At 71.4% G+C, this 9,748-nt stretch carries 13 protein-coding genes; 8 read left to right on the top strand and 5 right to left on the bottom strand.

Going from position 1 to position 9,748, the window contains the following annotated elements; all coding sequences use genetic code 11:
* From KN815_RS37170 to KN815_RS37145, 6 genes are all read left to right on the top strand, one after another.
* Positions 1–258, top strand: a 258-nt coding sequence (locus tag KN815_RS37170) for a GvpL/GvpF family gas vesicle protein (RefSeq protein WP_216346255.1), incomplete at its 5' end; no start/stop codon positions are given.
* Between the two features lies 1 nt (position 259).
* Positions 260–529 carry a gas vesicle protein GvpG gene (locus KN815_RS37165; protein ID WP_216346254.1) on the top strand — a complete coding sequence of 90 codons (270 nt, stop codon included), beginning with the start codon at positions 260–262 and terminating at the stop codon, positions 527–529.
* Positions 522–896 (top strand): gas vesicle protein, encoded by a 375-nt coding sequence (locus KN815_RS37160; RefSeq protein WP_216346253.1) that lies wholly within the window; start codon positions 522–524, stop codon positions 894–896. The genes KN815_RS37165 and KN815_RS37160 overlap by 8 nt, the downstream gene beginning before the upstream one ends.
* A complete protein-coding gene (locus KN815_RS37155; RefSeq protein ID WP_216346252.1) occupies positions 893–1,720 on the top strand; it encodes a GvpL/GvpF family gas vesicle protein in 828 nt (275 codons plus the stop codon). The genes KN815_RS37160 and KN815_RS37155 overlap by 4 nt, the downstream gene beginning before the upstream one ends.
* 59 nt (positions 1,721–1,779) lie before the next feature.
* Entirely contained in the window at positions 1,780–2,013 is a 234-nt protein-coding gene (locus KN815_RS37150; RefSeq protein WP_078647615.1) for a gas vesicle protein, read from the top strand.
* A complete protein-coding gene (locus tag KN815_RS37145) occupies positions 2,010–2,324 on the top strand; it encodes a gas vesicle protein K (protein WP_216346251.1) in 315 nt (104 codons plus the stop codon). The genes KN815_RS37150 and KN815_RS37145 overlap by 4 nt, the downstream gene beginning before the upstream one ends.
* Positions 2,325–2,330: 6 nt before the next feature.
* Here KN815_RS37145 and KN815_RS37140 read toward each other — a convergent pair whose 3' ends face one another.
* The gene (locus tag KN815_RS37140; RefSeq protein WP_216346250.1) at positions 2,331–2,792 is read right to left on the bottom strand and encodes a MarR family winged helix-turn-helix transcriptional regulator; all 462 of its coding nucleotides are present in this window, start codon (positions 2,790–2,792) and stop codon (positions 2,331–2,333) included.
* An 83-nt stretch (positions 2,793–2,875) separates the two neighbouring features.
* Between KN815_RS37140 and KN815_RS37135 the strand changes: the two genes are divergently transcribed.
* The gene (locus KN815_RS37135; RefSeq protein WP_216346249.1) at positions 2,876–3,247 is read left to right on the top strand and encodes a VOC family protein; all 372 of its coding nucleotides are present in this window, start codon (positions 2,876–2,878) and stop codon (positions 3,245–3,247) included.
* Between the two features lie 2 nt (positions 3,248–3,249).
* Positions 3,250–4,245, top strand: a complete 996-nt coding sequence (locus KN815_RS37130) for a DNA-3-methyladenine glycosylase family protein (RefSeq protein ID WP_216346248.1) — start codon at positions 3,250–3,252, stop codon at positions 4,243–4,245.
* Positions 4,246–4,375: 130 nt separating this feature from the next.
* Here KN815_RS37130 and KN815_RS37125 read toward each other — a convergent pair whose 3' ends face one another.
* The 4 genes from KN815_RS37125 to KN815_RS37110 all read right to left on the bottom strand — a co-directional run.
* Complete coding sequence (locus KN815_RS37125) at positions 4,376–4,774, bottom strand: VOC family protein (protein WP_216346247.1); 399 nt, start codon at positions 4,772–4,774, stop codon at positions 4,376–4,378.
* Between the two features lie 108 nt (positions 4,775–4,882).
* On the bottom strand, positions 4,883–5,869 hold the full coding sequence (locus tag KN815_RS37120) for an aldo/keto reductase (protein ID WP_216346246.1): 987 nt from the start codon (positions 5,867–5,869) through the stop codon (positions 4,883–4,885).
* A 683-nt stretch (positions 5,870–6,552) separates the two neighbouring features.
* A complete protein-coding gene (locus tag KN815_RS37115) occupies positions 6,553–9,123 on the bottom strand; it encodes an ABC transporter permease (protein ID WP_216346245.1) in 2,571 nt (856 codons plus the stop codon).
* Positions 9,120–9,748: ABC transporter ATP-binding protein (locus tag KN815_RS37110; protein ID WP_216346244.1), on the bottom strand; the 629-nt coding region annotated here is incomplete at its 5' end. The genes KN815_RS37110 and KN815_RS37115, both read right to left, overlap by 4 nt.

Genomic DNA, 9,748 nt, shown 5'->3' with positions numbered 1-9,748 from the left:
GTGGCGCGCGGGCTCAGGCGCAGGGCGGCCGCCGCCGCGGCCGCGGTGCTCGCGGAGCTGTCCGCCGTGGCGGAGGCCAAGGTGCACGGCCCGGAGGTCGAGGGATGCGTGCTCAACGTGTCGTTCCTGCTGGACCGGCGCGCGGAGCGGCGGTTCCACGGTGTGGTGGAGCGCTTCGCGGCCGGCCACCGCGACCGGGTCGAGCTGCTGCTCACCGGGCCGCTGCCCTGCTACAGCTTCGCGGAAGGCCAGGTCTGACATGGGGGTGCTGAGCCAGGTCGTCCTCTTCCCGCTGGCGCCGGTGCGGGGGGTGGTGTGGGTCGCCGAGCGCGTACGGGACGTCGCGGAGGAGGAGCTGTGCCATCCGTCGGTGCTGCGCGCCCGGCTGGCCGCGCTCAACGAGGCCCTGGAGTCGGGGGCGATCGGCCCCGAGGAGTTCGACCGCGAGGAGGACCGGCTGCTGGACCTGCTGGAGCGGTCGGGCAGCCGAAGCCGAGGAGGAGTGGCAAGGGTGAGCCGCCATGACTGACCGCGACCTGGTGTACCCCCCTTCCGTGACCGGCGACCGGCACCCCTCCGACCTCGCCGAGATCCTGGAACGCGTCCTGGACAAGGGCATCGTGATCGCCGGCGACATCAAGATCGACCTGCTGGACATCGAACTGCTCACCATCCGGCTGCGGTTGTTCATCTCCTCCGTGGACACCGCCCGCAAGGCCGGAATCGACTGGTGGGAGACCGACCCCGCCCTCTCCTCGCGCGCCGCGAAGGACGCCCTCGCCCAGGAGAACGCGGAACTGCGCGAACGGCTCCACGCCCTGGAATCGCGGATGGACTCCGATGAGCCGCTGAGCGCGGTCGGCGCCGCCACCGCCGAGCAGGGCGCGGACACATGACCCCGCCCGAATCCCCCACCCTCACCTACGCCTTCGCGGTCTGCCGCGGCGGCACCCTCACGGCGCTGGCGGCGCTCCCCGGGCTCGGCACCGGCGCCCCCGTCCGTACGCTCGCGGCGGGCCCGCTCACCGCCGTGGTCCAGGACGTGCCCGCGGCCGGGTTCGGCGAGGAGGCGCTGCGGCGGCGGCTGTCCGACCGCGATGAGCTGGAGCGCTGCGCCCGCGCCCACCACACGGTGATCACGGCGGCATCGGCGCTGGCCCCCACCGTTCCGCTGCCGCTGGCCACCCTCTATCTCGACGACGGCCGGGCCCGCGAGGCCCTCGGCGAGCGGGAGACGTCCCTCCTGACCGCGCTGGACCGGATTACGGGCCGGGCCGAATGGGGCGTCAAGGTCTACGCCCCCACGGGACCGCCGCCCGCGCCGGAAGCCGCCCGGGAAGCCACCCCGGCGGACGGCCCCGCCAGTGGGCGCGCGTATCTGGACCGCGTCCGCACCCGGCAGCGGAGCCGCGAACAGCACCACACCCTGACGCTGCGGGCCGCCGAGCGAGTGGACATCGCCGTCCGGAGCCTCGCCGTGGCCGCGCGCCGGCTGCGGCCGCACGGCGTCGAGGTGACCGGGAAGCACCGTACCCATGTGCTGAACGCGGCCTACCTCCTCGACCTGGGCCGGGAGCGCGAACTGCGCGCCGCCCTCGCGTCGTTGCGCCGCGACGAGACGGACGTCCAGATCGAGCTCTCCGGGCCATGGGCGCCGTACTCCTTCGCCGACGGAGGGGTTACCGACGGAGGGCCTACCGACGGAGGGATGTCCCCATGACCAGGGCCGCCTGGGACGCCGCCCCGGCCAAAGCGGCATGGGAAGCGGCCCCCGCCGACATCGCCCGCAAGGAGGCCCCCGCGTGGGGAGCCACCCCCGCCGAGGCCCTCGGACCGCTCGGGGTCCCTCTCGTGGACCTCCTCGACCGGGTGCTCGCCACCGGCGTCGTCGTCACCGGCGATCTGGTCATCGCGATCGCCGAGGTCCCCCTCGTCCGCCTCTCCCTGCACGCCCTGCTCTCCTCGGTCAACGAGCGGGTCCCGGCCCCGTGGACCGACAGCGGCCCGCTATGAGCCCGCCGACGCCCCCGACGCCCCCGACGCCCTCGGCCCCCACCCACCTCGACATCGACCGCGACTCGGTCGGCCGCGACCTGGCGGCCCTCGTGCTGACGGTCGTCGAACTCCTCCGCCAGTTGATGGAGCGCCAGGCCATCCGCCGTATCGACGCGGGCGGCCTCACCGACGGCCAGATCGAGCGCATCGGCACCACGCTGATGCTGCTCGATCAGCGCATGGCGGAGCTGTGCGACCAGCACGGACTGACGCCGGAGGACCTCAACCTGGACCTCGGCCCCCTGGGCACCCTGCTGCCCCGCGACTGAGGCCGGTCAGCCGCCGAGGGCTTCCGCCATGCGGTCGAGGTCGGCGAGGAGGGCGGCCAGGCGCCGTTGCGGGAAGGCGTCGACCATCGTCCGCTCGATGGCGTAGACGGCGGACCGGGCCGCGTGGAGCCGTTCGCGGCCGGCCTCGGTGAGGTGGGCGGGGAGGGCGCGGCCGTGGTCGGTGGTGGCGGGCCGGGTGATCAGGTCGGCCTCCTGGAGGCCGCGCAGAACGACGTTCATGGACTGCCGGGTGACGAAGGTGCCGCGGGCGAGTTCGGCGTTGGACAGGCCGGGCCGCTCGTCGAGGAGTTCCAGGCAGGCGTATTGCGGCACCGTCAGGCCGCGTTCGCGCAGCGCTTTGTCCATGGCGCCGCGCAGCGCCGCGGCGGCGCGTTTGAGGCGGTATCCCACATGTTCGGTGACGTCGTGGGCGGGGTGCGGCGGGGCCACGGGAGTCCGGTCTTCCATGTCAGGATTTTGACAGGGGGAGAGGGCGTGCGTACAGTCCGGGAATGTCAAAGTCCTGACATCAAACAACCTGGGGAGGACCCATGACCGCCACCGCCCACGGCCCCGACTTCATCGCCTTGCAGGTACGCGATGTCGAGGCGGCGGCCGCCTTCTGCGAGAAGCACCTCGGACTGCGGCGGGCACCGGCCTCGCCCCCCGGCGCCGTGGTGTTCGCCACCGAACCGATCCCGTTCGCCATCCGCGAGCCGCTGCCGGGCGTGGACCTCGACGGTGTCGCACGGCCCGGTCTCGGCGTGGCCCTGTGGTTCCGCACCACGGACGCCCAGGCGCTGCACGACCAGCTCGCCGACGCCGGGGTGACGATCGTCGCCCCGCCGCAGGACAGCCCCTTCGGCCGCACGTTCACCTTCATCGGCCCCGAGGGCTACGCCATCACCGCGCACGGAGGCTGACCGTGACCGCCGTCTCCCTCACCCCGGCCGGTCCCTTCTCGCTGGCGGCGGGCGTCCGCTTCCTGGAGGACTTCACCCCCGCCTGCTATTCCGGCACCGCGCACGAGGTGCTCCGCCTGGCCTTTCCCGCCGACGACGGCCACTCGACGGTGGCCGCCGCGGTGCGGCAGGAGGAGACGGCGGACGGTGCGGCGGGCACGGTACGGGCCGAGTTCACCGTCCATCCCGGTGTACCGGACGGCGACCTGGACGGCTCCCCGGCGGACCCCGCGTCCGCCGGGGCCGGGCCCGTATCCACCGAGTCCGGGTCCTGGCCGGACGAGGCCGTCCGGGCCCAGCTCGCCCGCATCCTCTCGCTCGACGTCGACGGAAGCGGCTTCCCCGCACTCGCCGCCGACCCCGTGGTGGCCGGGCTCATGGCGGAATTTCCGGGCCTGCGGCCGGTGTGCTTCCACTCCCCCTACGAAGCCGCCGTATGGGCGGTCATCGGCCACCGCATCCGCATGACCCAGGCCGCCGCCATCAAGGCCCGCCTCGCCGAGCGGTACGGACGGGCGGTGCAGGTCGCGGGCCGGACCCTGCACGCCTTCCCCACCCCGCCGGTGCTGCGCGCGATCACCCGGATCCCCGGCCTGACCGAGGTGAAGATCGAGCGGCTGCACGCGCTGGCGGAGGCCGCCGACGCAGGCGAACTCGACGCCGCACGGCTGCGCGCGACGCCGGTGGACGACGCCCTCACGGCGCTGCGCACCCTCCCCGGCATCGGCCCGTTCTCCGCCGAACTCATCCTCATCCGCGGCGCCGGGCACCCCGATGTCTTCCCGCACCACGAACCGCGGCTGCACGCGGCCATCGCCACCGCGTACGGCCTCGACGAGACCGCCTGCGGCGACATCGGCCGACTGGCCGGGATCGCCGACGGCTGGCGGCCCTACCGCAGTTGGATCGGGCTTCTGCTGCGCGCCCGCGCCGAGCGCATCGGCCGCCATGCGTCGTAGCCGTGAGCCGGTGGAAGAGCCGGTCCGACCCCCGTCGCGGACCGGCTCTTCCACCGGCTCACGGCAACCGGTCCTCGGCTACCGGTCCTCGGCTACCGGTCCTCGGCAACCGGCTCCCGCCCGCTTGCCGTCAGCCGTTCTCGACGACCATCAGCGCGTTGCCGTCCCCGTCCCGGAAGCTGAACATCGGCGGCACCGGGGCACCCCACCGCTGGACCTCCGGGTCGGTGTCGACGCCGCGCGAGCGCAGCGTCGCGTGGTCGGCGTCGATGTCCTCCGAGGTGAGGATGATGCCGGTCGCGTAGCCCGGCCCCTGGCCGCCCTCGCGGGGCAGGACGAGCGCGATCCCGGTCCGGGCGCCCGCCGGGCCCACCTCGATCCAGCGGTGACCGTCGCCGAAGGGGATGTCGGCACGCTTCTCGAAGCCGAGCGTGCCCACATAGAAGTCCAGCGCCCGGTCCTGGTCGGCGACGGTGACGGCCACCCGGCCCACCTCGGCGAGCCGGGTGCCTTTCGCGGTCTCGGACATGGTGACCTCCCTTGGGGTGATGCGTTCACCACCTGAGACCCCGGGGCACCGCGAAACTCATCGGTCGCCCGCCGATCCGCCTTCATGCCCGCTGAACCACCCTGGCGGTCAGCGGCCCACGAAGGCCAGGCTCTTCTCGTCGTAGCGGGTGCCGGCCACCTCGTCGGCCGGGGCGGCGGCGTCGATCGCGGCCAGCTCCGCGGGCGACAGCTCGATCGTGGCGGCGGTCAGGTTCTCCTCCAGGTACTTCTGGCGCCGGGTGCCCGGGATGGGGACCACGTCGTCGCCGCGGTGCTGCACCCAGGCGAGGGCGAGCCGGCCCGCGGTGACGCCCTTCTCGGCGGCCAGTTCGTTCAGCTTCCCGACGATGGCCAGGTTCTTTTCGAGGTTGCCGTCGGCGAACCGGGGCTGGGTGCGGCGCATATCGTCCTCCGGCAGGCCCTCGGTCGAGGTGTAGCGGCCGGTGAGAAAGCCGCGGCCGAGCGGGGAGAACGGCACGAGGCCGATGCCGAGTTCGCGGCAGACCGGGGCGATCTCGTGCTCCAGGTCCCGCGTCCACAGCGACCATTCGCTTTGCAGCGCCGCGATGGGGTGCACCGCGTGGGCGCGGCGGATGGTGTCCGCGCCCGCCTCGGACAGGCCGAGATGGCGCACCTTGCCCGCCCGGACCAGCTCGGCCATCGCCCCGACGGTCTCCTCGATGGGGACGCCGGGGTCCACGCGGTGCTGGTAGTAGAGGTCGATGTGGTCGACGCCGAGCCGCCGCAGCGACGCGTCGCACGCCTGGCGGACATAGGCGGCGTCGCCCCGGATCGCGGTCGGCTCCCCGAGCTGGTTGGCGAAGCCGAACTTGGTGGCCAGAACCGCCCGCTCCCGGCGTCCGGCCAGGGCCCGGCCGAGCAGTTCCTCGTTGTGCCCGGCGCCGTAGAAGTCGGAGGTGTCCAGCAGTGTGACGCCGAGGTCGAGGGCGCGGTGGAGGGTGGCGATCGACTGGGCGTCGTCCGAGGCGCCGTAGCCGTGGCTCATTCCCATGCAGCCCAGGCCCTGGGCCGCGACGGTCAGCGCGCCCAGGCGACGGGTGGGCAGTTCGGACATCGGGTACCTCCCTCGTGGTCGTGACGATCACGCTAGGAGTTGGAGCGCACTCCAAGTCAAACCACCGGACCAGCGGCCGAGCGGGTCGGTGCGTCAATCCGCGGAGCGGTCAATCCGCGGAGAATCGGCCATCGGCGACGAATACATTGACATTGCGCCGGAATTCTGCGGGCGCGCCTGGAGGGCGGTATTGCTGTGTCCGGAATGCATCGGCGCGCCTCCGTATCCGCACCGCGCGGTAACAGTTCTAGTGAATTCCTCGAGTTCGTCCGGCCAGCTTTCTCGTTGAGGGGGAAAGTCCACCGGATCGGAGTGTACGGACATGCGCTCTCGTCGCCTTGCGTTAGCCGCGGCAACCACCCTCGGAGCCCTCGCCATCACGCTGGGAATCGGCGGAACGGCCCAGGCCGATGGCCGCCCTCCGCTCACCAGGGCCGAATGTCGGGCCTCTGGAGGCATAGTCATCCCGATCAATGTCGTCGGGGAGATCTGTCAGTGGACCAACCCCGACGGCACAAGGGACACCGCGCAGATCACTGACCCGTGGGGCAACAACTGAGCTGAGTGCCTGTCGCCAGACATGACCGGCCCGGTGCGCTCCCCCGTCGCACACCGGGCCGGTCGGCCTTCTGCCCATCCCCCCATGGAAGGGCAGCGGGCCTCATTTCCCCCGTTGGCTTCGGCTATTCCGTGGCGATCGCGTTCAGCACATTCATCCGCGCCGCCCGGAAGGCCGGGACCAGCGCCGCGAGCAGACCCACCACGGCCGAGCCGATGAAGACCGTGATGATCGTCGGCCACGGGATCTCCAGGGTCTTCAGACCCTCCAGCGCCAGCAGCTTCTGGGCCGTGGTTCCCCAGCCCATGCCAAGCCCCAGCCCCAGCAGCGCGCCGAAGAGCGCGATGACCACGGACTCCAGCCGGATCATGCGGCGCATCTGGCGGCGGGAGAGGCCGATGGCACGCATCAGGCCGATCTCCCGGGTCCGCTCGACCACCGACAGGGCCAGGGTGTTCACCACACCGAGCACGGCGACGATGATCGCCAGCGCCAGCAGGCCGTAGACCAGGTTGAGGAGCTGACCGACCTGGTCCTTGACCTCCTGCTTGTAGTCGGTCTGGTCGCGCACCTTCACCGACGGGTAGTGGTGCAACTGGGCCTTGAGGGAGGCGTACGCCGCGTCCTCCTGGCCGTCCTTGGCCTGCGCCAGGATCATGACGTCCGCCGGGATCAGCTTGGCGGGGACATGACTCTCGACGGTGGCGATGTTGAGGTACAGCGCGCCCTTGTCGAGGCTGACGTCGTCCGAGGTGATCGCGGCCACGGTCAGCTTGGCGGTCCGGCCCTCCTTGAAGGCGACGGTCAGGGTGTCGCCCTTCTTCACCTTGTGGTCCTTGGCGAAGCCCTCCGGCACCGACATGGCGTCCTTGCCGTACGCGGCGGCCAGATCACCCTCGACCACCGGGGTGCGCAGGTCCTCCGCGTACGTCGGGCTGGCGGCCGAGAGGTCCTTGGTGACCGTCTTGCCGTCCGGCAGGGTGACCTTGGCGCCCTCGATGTTCTTGGCCTCGCTGATGTGCTTCAGACCCTTGGCCCGGCGCACCGACTTCTCGATCCCCTCGGTGATCGGCTGGCCCATGTCGGACTGGATGATGAAGTCCGCACCCACCGACTTGTCCAGCTCATCGGTGGCCGAGGCGACCATCGAGGAGCCCACCACCGACAGACAGGCGACCAGCGCCAGGCCGATCATCAGGGCCGCGCCGGTGGCGCCGGTGCGCCGCGGGTTGCGCAGCGCGTTGCGCTCGGCCAGCCGGCCGACCGGACCGAAGATCCGCAGGACGACGGTGGCCAGCGCGCGGACCACCAGACCGGCCAGCAGCGGGCCGATGACGATGAAGCCGATGAGCGTCAGTACCACGCCGACGCCCAGGAACATCGAGCCGTCGACCGCCTTGTCCGCGTTCCCGGCGACCACCAGGGACGCCGCGCCACCCGCGGTGAGCAGGGTGCCGATCACGCCGCGGATCCAGCCGGCCCTGCTGTCCGCCGGGGTGCCCGCGTCGCGCAGGGCAGCCATCGGGGAGATCTTCCCGGCCCGGCGGGCGGGGATGTACGCCGCGATGACGGTGACGATGACGCCGATGCCGATGCCGATGATGGGCGTGGTGGGCTTCACCGTGAGCTGGTCGGTGCTCAGGTGGAGACCCGCGCTGCCCATGATCTTCATCAGGCCGACCGCGAGGCCGACGCCGCCGAGCACACCGAGGATCGAGCCCACGACGCCCAGCAGCAGCGCCTCGATCAGCACCGACCGGTTGATCTGCTTCCGGCTGGAGCCGATGGCCCGCATCAGGCCGATCTCACGGGTCCGCTGGGCGACCAGCATCGAGAAGGTGTTGACGATCAGGAAGATGCCGACCAGGACGGCGATCCCGGCGAAGCCGAGCATCGCGTACTTCATGACGTCCAGGAACGAGCCGATGTCGTCCTCGGCCTCCTTGCTGGACTCGGCCTTCGTCTGCACCTTCACAGCGGTGCCGAGGTCGGCCACCACGTTCTTCTTGAGCTGCTCATGGCTGACGCCCGGCTGGGCGGTGAGCTGATAGCTGGAGTACACCCCGGGAGCGCCGAGCAGCTTGCGCTGCGCGGTGTCGGTGTCCATGAAGACCAGCGTGGCGCCGGGGTTGGTCACCTGGAACGTGGCAATGCCGACGATCTTCGCGCGGAACTCGCCGGGGATGGCGATGATCCGCATCTCGTCGCCCAGCTTCAGCTTCTTGTTCTTCGCGGTGTCGGCGTCGACCATCACCTCGGTCGGGCCGCGCGGCGCATGACCGGAGGTGATCTGGACCGAGCGCGTATCGGTCGGGTCCCAGTTGGTGCCGATGGTCGGGGCGCCGGAGTCCGCGCCGATGCTGTTGTCGTTGCGGTCGGCGGCGGTGATCGACTGGCTGGTGGCGTCGCCGATGACCGACTTGACGCCGTCCACCTGCTTCAGCCGCGCCAGCTCCGAACCGGGCAGCGAACGGATCCGGCCCTGCCGGGTGTCGTTGTCGCTGGCGCCCTTCGGGCTGACCGTGACATCGGAGGCGGTGCTCGCGAAGAGCTTGTCGAACGTGGCGTTGGTGGTGTCGGTGAAGACGAGCGTGCCGCAGACGAACGCCACCGACAGCAGCACCGCGATCGCGGACAGCGCCATCCGCCCCTTGTGGGCGACGAAGTTGCGCAGTGAGGTCTTGAGGACGGTCATGACACCCGTCCTCGCGCGTCGAAGTCCTCGGGGGTCCGGGGGTCGCCCCCCGGCGATAGACGCAGCATGCGCTCCAGGACCAGATCGGCCGTCGGGTTGTACATCTCGTCGACGATCCGGCCGTCGGCCAGGTACAGCACCCGGTTGGCGTAAGAGGCGGCGACCGGGTCATGGGTGACCATCACGATGGTCTGGCCCAGCTCGTCCACCGACCGCTTGAGGAAGCCCAGCACCTCGGCACCGGCCCGCGAGTCCAGGTTTCCGGTCGGCTCGTCACCGAAAATGATCTCGGGACGGGCGGCGAGGGCGCGGGCCACCGCCACGCGCTGCTGCTGACCGCCGGAGAGCTGGTTCGGACGGTGCTTGAGCCGGCCGGACAGGCCCACGGTCTCCACCACCCGGTCCAGCCAGGCCCGGTCGGGCTTACGGCCCGCGATGTCCATCGGCAGCGTGATGTTCTCGATCGCGCTGAGCGTCGGCAGCAGGTTGAACGCCTGGAAGATGAAGCCGATCCGGTCCCGGCGCAGCTTGGTGAGCTTCTTGTCCTTCAGCCCGGTGATCTCGGTCTCGTCGATGAAGATCTGCCCGGAGCTGACGGTGTCCAGACCGGCCAGGCAGTGCATCA

It is taken from the genome of Streptomyces niphimycinicus (assembly GCF_018883605.1).
GTDB lineage: Bacteria > Actinomycetota > Actinomycetes > Streptomycetales > Streptomycetaceae > Streptomyces > Streptomyces niphimycinicus.
This window is presented reverse-complemented; position numbering and strand designations above follow the sequence as displayed.